Source organism: Sphingomonas sp. P3_C6, from assembly GCF_056402595.1.
Genome location: NZ_JBFUHB010000001.1, coordinates 568,521 through 583,293, shown reverse-complemented (window position 1 = coordinate 583,293; position 14,773 = coordinate 568,521). Strand labels below are relative to the sequence as shown.

General features: G+C 67.8%; 14 protein-coding genes. 8 read left to right on the top strand and 6 right to left on the bottom strand.

Annotation, left to right across the window (positions count from 1 at the left end; translation table 11 throughout):
• Positions 1–218: 218 nt before the first annotated feature.
• Positions 219–2,258: a tetratricopeptide repeat-containing sulfotransferase family protein gene (locus tag AC1DT7_RS02820; RefSeq protein WP_478034065.1), complete on the top strand. Its 2,040-nt coding sequence runs from the start codon at positions 219–221 to the stop codon at positions 2,256–2,258.
• A 91-nt stretch (positions 2,259–2,349) separates the two neighbouring features.
• On the opposite strand, the gene AC1DT7_RS02815 is transcribed toward AC1DT7_RS02820, so the two are convergent.
• From AC1DT7_RS02815 to AC1DT7_RS02800, 4 genes are all read right to left on the bottom strand, one after another.
• Positions 2,350–3,645 carry a glycoside hydrolase family 130 protein gene (locus AC1DT7_RS02815; protein ID WP_478034064.1) on the bottom strand — a complete coding sequence of 432 codons (1,296 nt, stop codon included), beginning with the start codon at positions 3,643–3,645 and terminating at the stop codon, positions 2,350–2,352.
• Between the two features lie 128 nt (positions 3,646–3,773).
• Positions 3,774–4,469, bottom strand: coding sequence for a hypothetical protein (locus AC1DT7_RS02810; protein ID WP_478034062.1), 696 nt, complete (start codon positions 4,467–4,469; stop codon positions 3,774–3,776).
• A 45-nt stretch (positions 4,470–4,514) separates the two neighbouring features.
• Positions 4,515–4,808, bottom strand: a complete 294-nt coding sequence (locus AC1DT7_RS02805; protein WP_478034060.1) for a plasmid stabilization protein — start codon at positions 4,806–4,808, stop codon at positions 4,515–4,517.
• Positions 4,809–4,930: 122 nt separating this feature from the next.
• Positions 4,931–5,605 (bottom strand): HAD-IA family hydrolase, encoded by a 675-nt coding sequence (locus AC1DT7_RS02800; RefSeq protein ID WP_478034059.1) that lies wholly within the window; start codon positions 5,603–5,605, stop codon positions 4,931–4,933.
• Between the two features lie 85 nt (positions 5,606–5,690).
• Between AC1DT7_RS02800 and AC1DT7_RS02795 the strand changes: the two genes are divergently transcribed.
• The 7 genes from AC1DT7_RS02795 to AC1DT7_RS02765 all read left to right on the top strand — a co-directional run bounded on the left by AC1DT7_RS02795 (position 5,691) and on the right by AC1DT7_RS02765 (position 11,800).
• On the top strand, positions 5,691–6,815 hold the full coding sequence (locus AC1DT7_RS02795; protein WP_478034057.1) for an 8-amino-7-oxononanoate synthase: 1,125 nt from the start codon (positions 5,691–5,693) through the stop codon (positions 6,813–6,815).
• Complete coding sequence (gene bioD / locus AC1DT7_RS02790) at positions 6,812–7,441, top strand: dethiobiotin synthase (RefSeq protein ID WP_478034055.1); 630 nt, start codon at positions 6,812–6,814, stop codon at positions 7,439–7,441. Before AC1DT7_RS02795 ends, bioD begins: the two co-directional genes overlap by 4 nt.
• Positions 7,438–8,697 (top strand): adenosylmethionine--8-amino-7-oxononanoate transaminase, encoded by a 1,260-nt coding sequence (locus AC1DT7_RS02785; protein WP_478034054.1) that lies wholly within the window; start codon positions 7,438–7,440, stop codon positions 8,695–8,697. Before bioD ends, AC1DT7_RS02785 begins: the two co-directional genes overlap by 4 nt.
• Positions 8,698–8,966: 269 nt before the next feature.
• Positions 8,967–9,767, top strand: a complete 801-nt coding sequence (locus AC1DT7_RS02780; protein ID WP_478034052.1) for a formylglycine-generating enzyme family protein — start codon at positions 8,967–8,969, stop codon at positions 9,765–9,767.
• A gap of 55 nt (positions 9,768–9,822) precedes the next feature.
• Entirely contained in the window at positions 9,823–10,743 is a 921-nt protein-coding gene (locus AC1DT7_RS02775; protein WP_478034051.1) for a haloalkane dehalogenase, read from the top strand.
• Positions 10,740–11,153, top strand: coding sequence for a DUF1330 domain-containing protein (locus AC1DT7_RS02770; RefSeq protein WP_478034050.1), 414 nt, complete (start codon positions 10,740–10,742; stop codon positions 11,151–11,153). The genes AC1DT7_RS02775 and AC1DT7_RS02770 overlap by 4 nt, the downstream gene beginning before the upstream one ends.
• Complete coding sequence (locus AC1DT7_RS02765) at positions 11,150–11,800, top strand: DsbA family protein (RefSeq protein ID WP_478034049.1); 651 nt, start codon at positions 11,150–11,152, stop codon at positions 11,798–11,800. The genes AC1DT7_RS02770 and AC1DT7_RS02765 overlap by 4 nt, the downstream gene beginning before the upstream one ends.
• Before the next feature lie 109 nt (positions 11,801–11,909).
• Here AC1DT7_RS02765 and AC1DT7_RS02760 read toward each other — a convergent pair whose 3' ends face one another.
• The gene (locus AC1DT7_RS02760) at positions 11,910–13,679 is read right to left on the bottom strand and encodes an arylsulfatase (protein ID WP_478034048.1); all 1,770 of its coding nucleotides are present in this window, start codon (positions 13,677–13,679) and stop codon (positions 11,910–11,912) included.
• On the bottom strand, positions 13,676–14,770 hold the full coding sequence (locus AC1DT7_RS02755) for an MBL fold metallo-hydrolase (protein ID WP_478034047.1): 1,095 nt from the start codon (positions 14,768–14,770) through the stop codon (positions 13,676–13,678). Before AC1DT7_RS02755 ends, AC1DT7_RS02760 begins: the two co-directional genes overlap by 4 nt.
• Positions 14,771–14,773 lie beyond the last annotated feature (3 nt).

Here is a 14,773-nt window from a genome sequence, read left to right as displayed (position 1 = left end):
GCTTGCCGCACGCGGGCGCAGCATAGTCTTCTGAGGTAACTTCCCCTTGGACGTCCGCCATTTTCTGTGAAATATGACGACCGTCCAAGTTTCATAATGCTGCAACGTAACAAAGAGTCAACTCAAATTTCGCCACCGTCCGGCGCCGCCGGAATCAGGGGTTGCGAAACCACCGAATCGGTTTCATTCTGCAAGTGCGAAGGAAAAAGGGGATCCCGATGGACGCCGCCGCCCGTACCGATCGCACCATGACGAGTAGCTCGCCGGCTCAAGCGCTCGAACAGGCCGCGCGCCTGATCGACACGCAGCCCGGGGCGGCGCTGGCCCTGGCCGAAGCCATGCTGGAACAGGCGCCGGGCTTCCCGCCGGCGGAATTTATCGCATGCCAGGCATTGCGGCGCCTGGGCGAACCCGCGACCGCGCTGCCACGGCTTTCGGCACTCGCCCGCAGCCAGCCGCGCGCACTGGCGGTGATCTGGGAACTGGCGCAGGCCGCGAGCGAGGCCGACGCCGCCGGTCAGGCTGTCGCCGCGCTGGAAAGCCTGACCCGGCAACAGCCGGCGGTGGCGACTGGCTGGTTCCTGATGGCGCAGCAACTGAGAAAGCTCGGCCGTACGGAAGATGCGTGGCGCGCCGATCTCTCGGGTGTTCACGCCTCCTCCCGCGACCCTGAATTGCTCGAGGCCGCGGTGGCGATGAACGAAAGCCGGCTCGACGATAGCGAGACCATGCTGAAGGCCCGGCTCGGGCGGCTACCCGACGATCCGACCGCCTACCGCCTGCTCGGGGAGATCGCGTGGCGACGCGGTGACATGACCGAGGCGCTGGCGCTGGTCGGACGCGCGGTCGACCTCGCCCCGGGCTATGATCTGGCCCGCGACTTCCTCATCCGCCTGCTGCTCCAGAGCAATCGCCTGCCCGAGGCGCTTGAGCATGCCGAGGTCCTGGCGACCTCGCCGTTGAAGAACCCCGGCAATGATGGGCTCAAGGCGTCGGTGCTGGTGCGCCTGGGTGACCAGGATCGGGCGAGGGAGATCTACGAGAAGCTGTTGGCGCAGCAACCGGATCAGCCGCAGGTCTGGCAGAATCTGGGCCATGTGTTGAAAACGCTCGGAAGGCAGGCCGATGCCATCCACGCCTATCGCCAGGCGGTTACCCACCAGCCCACCATGGGCGAAGCGTGGTGGAGCCTCGCCAACCTCAAGACGGTCAAGCTGGACGCCGAAGACATCGCCGCGATGGAACAGGCGCTCGACACCCTGGAGCAGAGCGAGGCCGACGCCCAGGAAGACATTTTCCATCTTCATTTCTCACTGGGCAAGGCCTTTGAGGACGCGAAGGATTATACCGCCTCCTTCCGCCACTATGATCTCGGCAACCATCTGCGCCGCCCGATGGTGGCACACGACGCCGACGACTTCTCCGCCGAAGTTGCCGCTACTAGCGCGACCTTCACCAGCGCCTTCCTGGTCGGCATGGGGGAAGGTGGCTGCCCGGCGCCCGATCCTGTCTTCGTCGTCGGCTTGCCCCGTGCCGGCTCGACCCTGGTCGAGCAGATCCTTGCGAGCCACAGCCAGGTCGAAGGGACGATGGAACTGGCGGAGATGATGATCATCGCCAGCCGCCTGCAATCGCGGGTCGACGAGGGCGAATTCCCTGATTTCCCCGCGATGATGGCCTCCCTCACGCCTGCGGACCGACTGCGCCTGGGAGAGGAATATATCGAGCGCACCCGCGTCCACCGCCAGTCGGACAAACCGCTCTTCATCGACAAGATGCCCAACAACTGGCAGCATGTCGGCCTGATCCGGCTTATCTTGCCGAACGCGAAGATCATCGACGCCCGCCGCCATCCGATGGCGTGCTGTTTCTCCGGATGGAAGCAGCACTTCGCGCGCGGCCAGGCCTTCTCCTATGACCTCGTCGATATCGGCCGCTATTATCGCGACTATGTCGTGCACATGGCGGCGTTCGACCGCGCCGCGCCCGGCGCCGTCTACCGCGTGATCTATGAACGGATGGTCGCCGATACGCCCGCCGAGGTCCGCCGCCTGCTCGATCATGTCGGCGTTCCGTTCGAGGAGGCCTGTGTGGAATTCTGGCGCACGCGCCGCGCGGTCCGCACCGCCAGTTCCGAACAGGTGCGGCAGCCCATTTTCACCGACGCACTGGACCATTGGCGGATGTACGCCGCGTGGCTCGGCCCGCTGGAGGCCATATTGGGCGATCTGGTTCAGCGATATCCGGAGAGTGCGTGACGCAGAACGATGCCCCGAGGTGGTGGCGAGCGGGGGAATGCGCGACATTGCACAGGCGAGCGGCCTCCTGTTCGCGTGAATCGGCCGGTCGCTATTCCATGCACCGCAGCAGCCGGTCGACCGTCGTCGTGGCGAAGGCCGCGAAATTGTCGGCCACGCCATAGGGGATCATCACCTCGCGCCCCTGGATCATCGCGCCGCAGCTATAGACGACGTTGGGAACATAGCCGTCCCGTTCGTCGGGGCTGGGGGCGAGGATCGGTTCGGGCGTGCGCGCCAGCAGCTTCGACGGGTCGGCCTTGTCGAGCAGGCAGGCGCCGATGCAGTAATTGCGCACCGTGCCCACGCCGTGGGTCAGCACCAGCCAGCCCTCGTCGATCTCGATCGGCGAGCCGCAATTGCCCATCTGGACGAATTCCCACGGATAGCGCGGCGAGACGATCTTCCCGCCGCCGTCCCAGTGAAGAATGTCGTCGGAGGTATGAAGCCAGATGCTCTCGCTGTCCTGCCGGCCCAGCATGGCATAGCGCCCGTCGATCCGGCGCGGGAACAGGGCCATGCCCTTGGCGCMCGCCGCATCGCCGGTCAGCGCGCACATAGTGAAATTGTGGAAATCATTGCCCGACAGCAGTTCGGGCCGCGCGTCCGCCCCGCTGAACGCGGTATAGGTGCCGTGATAGGTCACGCTGCCATCGTCATCGGTGAAACGAACGAGGCGGAGGTCCTCGATCCCCTGGCGCTGGCTCGGCAGCATCGGAAACAGCACGGTTTCCGATATGTCGCGGCTGCCGCCGCAATGGAGCTGGATCACCGCGAGCGAATCATCCTGCCCGTCGGCGATGATCGGCGGCACTGCGGTGGGGCTGGCCGGATCGACCTTGATATCGCCGCCGGGCATCCAGATGCCGGTGCGGAAGGTCACCGACGACACATGGCCCTCGCCGATCCCGCGCAGCGAGAGGATGAAGCGCACCGCGCCCTCGGGCACGCCCGACTGGTCCGGCGCCAGCACGGCGCTGGGGTTGAACAGCGCCGCCGCCTCGAACGAGAATTCCTCGCTGAAATAAGCGCCGATCAGGCGCCGCCGCGCGTCATCGACGATGACCTCTCCGGCCAGTTGCTTCGCGACCTCGTCGAAACGCCGCCGCAGCATGTCATCCACGTCGCGGTGGCGTTCGTCGAGCGAATGGGTGAGCAGCGCGAGTTCGCCGTCGAGCGCCCTGTCGTCGAGCGTCAGGATGCGATCGACGATCGCCTGCGCGCGTGGGTGCCCTTCGACCCGGAAGCGGCCGGGATATTCCAGCTCGAACGGCCGGACGACGGTGCGCGACGGATCGGGCCGCAGGATGATATCGTGATGATCGAGGACTGGCTCGGCCTGAAGCATCGGGGTTCCTGACCTATCGGGGTTGGCACGGCCGCAGGGAATCGGCGGCGTGGGTATCGGGCGCCTGAACGTGCATGATGGCCGGAGGGTCCATCATAGCCGGATCGGACGAGAGATCGGGCGCGAAATCATCGGGGCGCCAGCATGGCCGGCGGGGTCCCGAGCACCGCGCCGGTATAGCGTTCGACCACCTGGCTGAACGGCGTGCCGTCGGGCAGGCGCAGGACGGCGCGATGCTCGATCACATGCGCCGGAATCGGCAGCGGCCGGGCGGCATGGCGCGGCAGGGCCTCCGCCGCACTATCCCAGCCATCGGGCAGCGGCGACCAGAGCAAGGTCGCGCTCAGGGTCTGGCGACGGAAATGCAGCGCCTGCACCGCGCGGCCGAACGCCGTGTCGCCGGTATCGAGGACGTCGTTCATCGCCGGCGTGAGGCGCGACGGGACGTACCAGTTATCGGCTTCCGACAGGACATGGTCGCCGCAGCGCAGCCGCACCCGGCGATAGCGGACCGGTTCTTCCGCCCCGACCTGGAGCGCCGTGCGCACGTCCGGCGTCGCGACCTTGTCCTGCCCCTTGACCCGCTCCGCCACGATCCGGCTTCCGGCGGGCGCCAGCCGGCGGCGCGCGCACCAGCCATCCAGGGTCAGCGTCGCGCTGTCATGGCTGAGCAGTTCGGCGTTGAGCGTCTGCAACAGCGCCAGCGCGCCGGTGCGGGCAAGCGCCGTATCGGGCCAGGCGGGCGGCCGTACGTCCTTCGCCCGGGACACGCCGGGAAGGAAGGCCAGGGCGAGAGCGGCGGATGCCGTCAGGATACGAATCACGCGCCTTCATAGCGCCCGGACACCATGACACGCCACGCCCGATCGTCAGGCCGTCCCGTTCCGGCGTCGCGTGTCCCAGCCCTTGCGCGCCGCCGCCGACCGTTGTTCGGCCGAGCCCGATTCATGCGCCCGGCCGCCGCGCGACGAGGAGACATGGGTATCGGGCTCGCCCCTGCCCGATCCCGATTTGTTGCCGCCACCGGATTCCTTGTTCACCGTGGCCCAGGCGCGGCTCTCCGCCTCTTTCCTGGGCACGCCGCGATCCTCATATCCTTGCTCGATATGCTCGGCCTTGCGCTTCTGCTTGTCGGTATAGGCGCTCTTGTCTCCACGAGGCATGATCTTCTCCTGGTGAAATGATCAGCAACAACGCGCGGCGCAGAACCGATATCCCCGCAGCGAATTTGCCTAGCCGGAACTGCCTCTCCCCGCCGTCCGGGCGAACGGGAGAGGTGGTGTGGTCAATCGACGTTGCCGTTGACGGCCAGCGTCAGCGATCCCGCCGAGCCAGTCGCGACCGACAGCGCCTCATATCCCGACGTACCGAAATGCGTTGTCGCAAGCGGGTGCGTGTGCGTGGCCGTAATCACCACCACGCCGCAGCCGGCCGCCTCGGCGGCGGCGATGCCGGCCGACGTATCCTCGAACACGAGGCAGTCGGCGGCCGCAACGCCGAGGCGGGTGGCGGCGAGCAGGAAGCAATCGGGTGCGGGCTTGCCATGGTCGACATCCTCTGCGGCGACCATCACCGCCGGCATGGGCAGCCCGGCTGCCTCCAGCCGCCGTGTCGCCAGGGCGCGCGGGGCGGAGGTGACGATCGCCCAGCGCTCCACCGGCAAGGACGCGAGAAAGGCCGCGGCGCCGGCAATCGCCTCGACACCGTCGACATCCTCGATTTCGAGGCGGGTGATCTCGGCCGCCTCGGCCTCGGGATCGATGCCGGGCAGTCCAAGACGGCGAACCGTCTCGACGCTGCGCCTGCCATGGATCGTGGGCAGGAAGGCCTCGACATCGAGGCCATGGCGGCGCGCCCAGCCGGCCCAGACCCGCTCGGCCGCGGCGATCGAGGTGAGGATGGTGCCGTCCATGTCGAACAGGAATGCGGCGAAGCGGCGGTCGGGGAAGGGCTTGCTCATCGTGCGCGCTCCTGCGCCCGGCGGGCACCGGGTGCAAGCCGCGCGGCTATCGTCATTGCCTCGCGATGTCGCTAGAGCGCCGCCCATGCCGGCGCTTCACGCCCTTCGGAACGATCTCATCCAGCTTGCCGCGCAGGACCGGTTGCGCACGCTGGTGCCGCGTCGCGGCGTGGATGTTTCCTCCAACGATTATCTCGCGCTGGCGTCTTCGCCGCGGCTGACGCGCGCGGTGACGCAGGCCGCCGAACGCGGGGTCCCGGTCGGCTCCGGCGGGTCGCGCCTGTTGCGCGGCAATCACCCGGAGCATGAGTCGCTGGAGGCCGAGGCCGCAGCCTTTTTCGACAGCGAGGCGGCGCTGTTCTTCTCGAGCGGCTATACCGGCAACGCGACGCTGTTCGCGACCGTGCCGCAGCGGGGCGACCTGATCGTCCATGACGCGCTGATCCATGCCAGCGCGCATGAGGGCATGCGGCTGAGCCGGGCTGGCTCGGTATCCGCTGCGCATAACGATCCCGATGCCTTTGAGGATGCGATCACCGGCTGGCGCCGGGCGGGCGGCACCGGGCGGCCCTGGATTGCAGTGGAGAGCCTGTACAGCATGGACGGCGACCGGGCGCCGCTGGACGCGCTGGCGGCGGTCGCCGACCGGCATGATGCGATGCTGCTGGTCGACGAGGCGCATGCGACCGGGGTGTTCGGAGAGGGCGGGCGCGGCCTCGCCGCGGCGCTCCATGGGCGCGAGAACGTCATCACGCTCCACACCTGTGGCAAGGCGATGGGATGCGAGGGCGCGCTGGTCTGCGGTCCGGCGGTGGTGCGCGACTTCCTGGTCAATCGCGGGCGCGGCTTCATCTTCTCGACCGCCCCCTCGCCGTTGATGGCGAGCGCCGTGCGCGAGAGCCTGCGGATTCTGGCCGACGAGCCGGAGCGACGAGCCGCCCTGTGGGCGCTGGTCGGCACGGCAGAGCGGGCGCTGGAGCGCTGCGGCGTGGTGCCGACCGGATCGCAGATTCTGCCGCTGGTGCTGGGCGACGATGCGCGGACGATGCGGGTCGCCGCCGCTGTTCAGGCCGCAGGATTCGACGTGCGCGGCATCAGGCCGCCGACGGTACCGCAGGGCAGTTCGCGGCTGCGCATCTCGCTGACACTCAACCTGACGGCGGCGGAGGTTGATGCGCTGGCCGATGCCATCGCCGGGGCGTTGCGGTGACGGCGCCGCGGATCGTTATCACTGGCACCGACACCGATGTCGGCAAGACGGTGTTCGCCGCGGCGCTCGCCGGTGCACTGGGCGCGTCTTACTGGAAACCCGTCCAGGCCGGGCTCGCGGAGGGCAGCGACGCCGCCACCGTCGCACGGCTGAGCGGCCTGGCGCCGGACCGCATCCTGCCCGAGGCCTATCGGCTCGTCACGCCCTGCTCGCCCGATCGCGCGGCGGAGATCGACGGCGTGACGATCGATCCCGAGCGGCTGACGCCACCGACGGTCGACGGACCGCTGATCGTCGAGGGTGCCGGCGGCGCGCTGGTGCCGGTCACGGGCGATCTGGTCTTCGCCGACCTGTTCGCGCGCTGGAGCCTGCCGGTGGTGCTGGTGGCGCGGACGACGCTCGGCACGATCAACCACAGCCTGTTGTCGATCGAGGCCTTGCGCGCGCGCGGCGTACCGATCCTGGGCGTCGCCTTCACCGGCGACGCGGTCGAGCATAGCGAGGCGACCATCGCCCGGATCGGCCGGGTGAAACGGCTCGGCCGGTTACCGCATCTGGCCCCGCTCGACGCGGATACGCTCGCCGCCGCCTTTACCGCCCATTTCGACGTGACGGATTTCCGGTGAGCGGATCGGCGATCTGGCATCCCTTCACCCAGCACGGCCTGGGCGAGCCGATACCACTCGTCACCCATAGCGAGGGCGCGGCGCTCTACACCGCCGACGGACGTCGTGTCGTCGATGCGATCTCCTCCTGGTGGGTGACCACCCATGGGCACCGCAACCCGCGCATCATGGCCGCGATCGCCGAGCAGGCAGGCAAGCTCGACCAGATCATCTTCGCCGGCTGGACGCATGAACCCGCCGAGACTCTTGCGCGGGGCCTGCGGGAGATCATGCCCGCCGAGCTGACCCGGGTCTTCTTCTCCGATTCGGGGTCGACCAGCGTCGAGGTCGCGCTGAAGATGGCGCTCGGTTTCTGGGCCAATCGCAGCGAGCCCCGCCACCGTATCCTCGTGATGGAGCACAGCTATCATGGCGACACGATCGGCGCGATGTCGATCGGTGCGCGCGGCGTGTTCAACCGGGCCTATGCGCCGCTGCTGTTCGATGTCGGCACCCTGCCCTTTCCGGCGGCGGGCCGCGAACAGGATACGCTCGACGAGCTTGAGGCGGCCTGCCACGCTAGGCCTGCCGCGCTGATCGTCGAGCCGCTGATCCTCGGCGCGGGCGGCATGCTGACCTATCCGGCCCGGGTGCTGGCCGAGATGCGCGCGATCTGCGCGCGGCACGGCGTGCTGTTCATCGCCGATGAGGTGATGTCCGGCTGGGGCCGCACCGGCACCCTGCTGGCCTGCGAACAGGCCGATGTGGTGCCCGATATCCTCTGCCTGTCCAAGGGGCTGACCGGCGGCGCGGTGCCGCTGGCCGTGACCATGGCGAGCGAGCCGATCTATCAGGCGCACCTGTCGGAAGACCGGGCGCGGATGTTTTTCCATTCCTCCAGCTACACCGCCAATCCGATCGCCTGCGCCGCCGCCAACGCCAACCTCGCCATCTGGCGCGAGGAGCCGGTGCTCGAGCGGATCGCCGGCCTGGCGACACGGCAGCAAACGCGCCTGGCGAAGATCGCGGCCCTGCCGGCGGTGCTGAATGCGCGGCAGATCGGCACGATCACCGCGATCGAGATCGCCGACGCGACGGGCGATTATCTGTCGTCCATGGGCCCGCGCCTGCTTGCGTTTTTCCGCGACCGGGACCTGTTGCTCCGGCCTTTGGGCAACACCGTCTATGTCATGCCGCCCTATTGCATCGATGATGCGGACCTCGACCTGATCTATGCCGCGATCGCCGAGGCGTGTGAGGGGGGCGTTACCAGGTGATGGAGATGTGCTCGGCTTCCCAGGAACAGGCGGGGCACTTCGCAACAGCATTGCCCTTCCCCGGCGAAGGCCGGGGTCCAGTCGGGAAGGCAGATGTAACGGCGCGCAACGATCACCATGACTGTCCCCCAACTGGGCCCCGGCCTTCGCCGGGGAAGGCTGGAAGATTGGGTCGGTTGCTGGTTCCGGCACTGGCAATTTCGCTGCTCACCAACGCCTGCACCTCGAAACAAGCCGCCCCCACCTGCGCCGACCTCTCAAAAGCCCCGATGGTTGCTATCCCCGGCGGCAGTTTCACCATGGGCGACGACCCGCTCTACCGCGAGGAAGGCCCGCCCCGCACCGTCAGCGTCAAACCCTTCTGGATCGACTCCCATGAGCTGACCAACACCGAGTTCGCCGCCTTCGTGAAGGCGACCGGCTACAAGACCATGGCCGAGCGCGATCCGCCCAGATTGCCCGGCGCGCCGCCCGAGATGCTGGTACCGGGCTCGGCGGTCTTCGCCGTCCCCAGCCAGGACGATCCACGCTGGTGGCGCTGGTCGGTCGGGGCGCAGTGGCGGCACCCGTCGGGGCCGGCCGAATCGATTGCCGGACGCGACCATGAGCCGGTGGTGCAGATCGCGTTCGAGGATGCCGAAGCTTATGCGCGCTGGGCGGGCAAGCGCCTGCCGACCGAGGCCGAATGGGAATATGCCGCGCGCGCCGGGCAGAAGGCCCTGCCCGAGCCGGTCGATGGCGAGGGCCGCCCCCAGGCCAATTATTATCAGGGCGTCTTCCCGCAGCGTGACCTTGGGCTCGACGGCTACAAGGGACGTGCGCCGGTGGGGTGCTTCAAGCCCAATGCCTTCGGGCTTTACGACATGATCGGCAATGTCTGGGAATGGACCAGCGACCCAGGCGGACCACAGGGCGACATGCATGTGATCAAGGGCGGCTCCTATCTCTGCGCCGGCAATTATTGCGCGCGCTACCGCCCCGCCGCGCGCCAGTTCCAGGAGCGCGGGCTCGGTACCGACCATATCGGGGTGCGCCTCGTCGCCGACCGGCCGGTGCCGCCCCGCGATTGACCCGCGACCGATGATATGACACTTTGACTGCCAATATATAAGCAGGAGAGTCGGAATGCAGGTGCTGAGGACACCGGACGAGCGATTCGCGGGACTGGCCGATTATCCCTTCGCGCCGCACTATCTGACGGTCACCGATGCCGATGGCACCGATCTGCGGATTCATTATCTCGACGAAGGGCATCCCGACGCGCCCGCCGTGCTGCTGATGCATGGCGAGCCGAGCTGGTCCTATCTCTATCGCAAGTTCGTGCCCGTGCTGGTCGCCAAAGGCTATCGCGTGATCGCGCCTGACCTGATCGGGTTCGGCAAGTCCGACAAGCCGGCGGCGCGGGCCGATTACACCTATGAGCGCCATGTCGCCTGGATGAGCGACTGGCTGACCGCGCTCGACCTGACCGGCCTCACCCTGTTCTGCCAGGATTGGGGCGGGCTGATCGGGCTGAGGCTGGTCGCCGCCTTCCCTGGCCGGTTCGCCCGGCTGGTGATCGCCAATACCGGGCTGCCGGTCGGGACCGGGTCCTCGGCCGGGTTCGATGCCTGGCTTGCCTTCAGCCAGAATGTGCCGAACTTTCCGGTCGGCTTCATCGTCAATGGTGGCACGACGCGCGAACTGAGCCCGGCCGAGATCGCCGCCTATGACGCGCCCTTTCCCGACGAGAGCTACAAGGAAGGCGCACGGCAGTTCCCGACCCTGGTGCCGGTCACGCCCGATCATCCGTCGGTGGCGGAGAACATTGCCGCCTGGGAAGTGCTGGAGCGGTTCGAGGGACCGGTGCTGACCGCCTTTGCCGACAATGATGCGGTGACGCGCGGTGGCGAGAAGGTCTTTATCGAGCGGATGCCGGGCGCGCGACACCAGTTGCATGTGATCGTCAAGGATGCCGGGCATTTCCTGCAGGAGGACAAACCCGAGGCCCTGTGCACATTGATCGACAGCTTCGTGCGGCAGGGGCCGGCGGAGATCGCGGCATGAACGTCACCAATGCCGTCTTCCCCGGACCCGAACAGGCAGCGGCCTTTTTCGGCGGCGCCGAGGACGGACCGTTCGTCATGATCAACCTGCTGAAGTTCCGGGAGCGAGCCGAGTACGCCGATGGGTCCGAGCCCGAGCTGAGCGGGCGCGATGCCTATCGCCGCTATGGCAAGGCGGTTCAGGCCTGCCTTGCCTCGGTCGGGGCGCGATCGGTCTATGCCGGCGACGTCACCGAGCTGATGCTCGGCGAGGTCGACGAGCTGTGGGACATGGTCGCACTGGCGGAATATCCGTCCCGCGCGGCGATGATGGCGATGGTGTCCTCGCCCGACTATCAGGCGATCGAGAAGCACCGCATCGCCGGGCTTGCCGGGCAGCTCAACATCCGCACCAAGGCGCTGGGCGGATGACGCTGACCTATGACCTCTACTGGTCGTTCCGCTCGCCCTATTCCTATCTGGTCACGCCGCGGCTGGTCGCGCTGGAGCGGGACAATGACGTCGCCGCGACGGTCCGCCCGGTCTATCCGATCGCGGTGCGGCAGCCGGATTTCTTCGCCAACAACGATCTGCTCTGGGTGACCTATTTCCTGCGCGACATCGGCCGCAGCGCCGAGTTCGTCGGCCTGCCGTTCCGCTGGGCCTCGCCCGATCCGGTCAGGATGGACATGGCGACACGCACCTATCCGAAGGAGCAGCCTTACATCCACCGGCTGACCCATCTGGGTGTCGCCGCGGCCGAACGCGGGCGCGGTCTTGCCTTTCTCGACGAGGCCAGCCGGCTGATCTGGGGTGGCGCGGTGACCGACTGGCATCTCGGCGACCATCTAGCGCTGGCGGCGGGACGTGCCGGGCTAGACCTGGCCGAGATGGATGCGGCGATCGCAGCCGACCCGGAGCATTTCGTGGCGGTGGTCGAGGCCAATCAGGATGCGCAGCGGGCCGGCGGCCATTACGGCGTCCCGCTGATGGTGTTCGAGGGCGAGCCGTTCTTCGGCCAGGACCGGTTCGACCAGCTAAAATGGCGGATGGAGCAGCGGGGGCTGGTCAGGCGGTGACCGCCCCTTTTCGTCACCCCGGACTGGTTCCGGCATCCATGTCTCCACAAGCGCCGCAGTCCTTGCGTTTGCGGGCCGATGGCCCCCGGAACAAGTCCGGGGTGACGGGTTAGCCTGAGGCCCGCCTCCGTCGCCACCACACCGCCCCCGTCACCAGCGCGCCGAGCGCCAGCAGCATCGCCAGCGCCCTGAGCAGTTTCGGCCGCACGCTCTTGTTGAAGCCGTTGCGGTTGATCTGTGCCTCGGCGGTATAGCCTGCCGGCATCGGCAGCACCTGATCGCGCTTGGCGAACGCCGCATAGTCGCGCAGCAGGGCGGCGAAGAGAGTCGGCATCGCCGTCGCGAGATCGTTCGTCTCGCCGGGATCGCGGGCGATATCGTAGAGATGCCATTCGCCGGTGCCGGTCGGCGGAAGGTTCTTCACCAGCTTATAGTCGCCGCGAAACACCGCCGCATTGCCCGACAGCTCATAGCCGATCGCCTGGGTCGCCGGATGGACACCGGCCGCCGCGCCGGTCAGCACCGGCCAGAGATTGGCGCCGGTCATCGGCTCGACCGGCTTGCCGCGATAGGTGGCGCCGTGACCGGAAACCTGGGCGAGCGCGAGCAGGGTCGGGGCGATATCGGTGACATAGGCGAAGCTGCCGGCGATGGTGCCAGCCTTCATCGCCGGATTGCCCGGCCAGGCCATGATCAGCGGCACCCTCAGCCCGCCCTCGGTGGCGGAGAATTTATAGCCACGCAGCGGGGCGACGGCGGCGCTTGCCCAGCCCGGGCCGATCGAGGTGAAGGAGCCACGCCGGCCCTGGGAATCCGGCGCCAGATCGTAATGGATCCGGCTGTTCAGGCGACCGAGAAAAGTCCCCATCGGATCGAACGGCTCGGCGCCATTGTCCGACAGGAAGACGAAGACGGTATTGGTATAGTCGCCGGTCGCCTTGAGATGCGCGACCAGGCGGCCGACCTGGGCGTCCGCCGCCTCGGCCATGCCGCCATAGGCCGCCATGGCGCGGGCCTGCGCCGCGCGCTCGGCCTCCGGAAGGGCGTTCCAGTCCCGGGTGCTGCCCATCGTCACCATCGGGGTGGCGGCGGAGATGATGCCGAGCGCCGCCGCCCTGTCGCGCCGCGCGGTGCGCAGCGCCGTCCAGCCGCCCTGATAGGCCGTACGATAGCGCGCGATATAGGCGTCCGGCGCCTGGACCGGGATGTGGTTGGCGAGGAAGTTGATCGAGGCGAAAAAGGGTTTCCCGCCCGATCGCCCGCGATCGATATAATCGATCATCTTGTCGACGACGAAGCGCGACGAATAAAAGTCTTTCGGCAAGGTGGCGGGCCTGCCGTCCTCGGTCCAGTCCGCGGTGTCGTAGAGCCCTTCGATCGGGCGCTGCTCGAAATTGTCGGCGCCGGCATCGGCCAGCGAAAAGGCGTGGTCGTAGCCGCGTGCGGTCGGCAACTTGTCCGCCGTACGGCCGAGATGCCATTTGCCGGTGAGATAGGTGCGATACCCGCCGTCGCGGAACAGGCTGGCCATGGTCACCACCCGGTCGTTGAGCACCGTGTCATAGCCGGGTTTGCCGACATGTTCGGGCGGGATCGTCTCGGGCATGTTGCCCAGGCCGGCGCGGTGGTTGCTGACTCCTGTTTGCAGCATCGCGCGCGTCGGTGAGCAGGTGCCGGCGACATGGAAGTTGGAGAAGCGCACGCCGGCCGCGGCGAGCGCGTCGATATTGGGCGTGCGGATCTCGCTGCCGAAGCTGCCCACATCGCTGAAGCCCCAGTCATCGGCGAGCAGGATGACGATATTGGGCCGTTTCTTCTCCGCCGCCGCCGCGCCGGACGCGAGCGCGACCGCCGCGAGCAGGGTGATACCGCGCTTCACCGGTCGAGCAGCCGTGTCAGCGTGATCTCGTCGCCGCCGGCGGGCAGGCTCAGCATCATGCCATCCTCTCCGACCGTGATCGGGCCGTCATAATAGCGCCCGGCATCGCCCAGAAAGGCCGGATAGGCGAAGCGGATCGGCATTGGCGGGACGATGTGGTTGAGCATCAGATACCGCACGCCCGCTGCCTTTGCCGCCTGCGCCGCCTGTTCGGGTGTAGAGTGATAATCGATGATGTCGCGGGTGACCTGCGCCATATTGGCCTGTCCCCGCGCGTCGAGCCCCTTGGTCAGCAGGGCGACCAGCTTCGGCTGGAGTGCTTCGTGCACCAGCACGTCGGCGCCCTTCGCCGCCGCCACAAGCGTGGGCGTCGGTGCGGTATCGCCGCTCAGCACGACCGACCTGCCCTTATAGTCGAAACGATAGCCGACCGCCGGCTCGACCGGGCGGTGATTCACCCGGAACGCCGTCACCTTCACGCCGCCGTCATCGAGCAGCACCAGGCTGTCGCCCTGTCCGGGCGGCGGCAGCGCGAAGGGCAGCGCCGTCCCGCCGGCGCCCGCAGGCGGCAGGATCTTCGGGCCGTGGTGCGCGATGCGGTATCCGGTATCGAGCGTATAGGCAGTGCGGAATCCCGCCAGCACGCCCTCGACGCCGGCTGAGCCGTGGACGGGCAGGGGCGTCTGCCATGATTTGCCGGACCAGCGCAGCAACAGGATCTGGGCGAGGCCGTCGATATGGTCCGAATGATAATGGGTGAGGAACAGCGCCTCGATCCGGCCGGGCGGGATGCCCATCTGGACGATATTCTTTCCTCCGCCCTCGCCCGCATCGACCAAGAAGATGCGCTTGCCCGCGATCACAACTGTGCAGGGGCCGGCACGGGTCGGATCGGGCAGCGGCGAGCCGGTGCCGCACAGGGCGACGTGCAGTCCGTCGGGGAGGCCGGCGGTCGCATCGCGGCCGACGCGCTGGTCGACCACCCGTTCGAGCAGCGCCGTGCCGATCTGCCGCTGGAACAGCTTTACGCCGGCCAGCACGAGCACCACCAGCGCCGCACCGATGAGCGCCCATTTCAAAGGTCTGCGCATCTT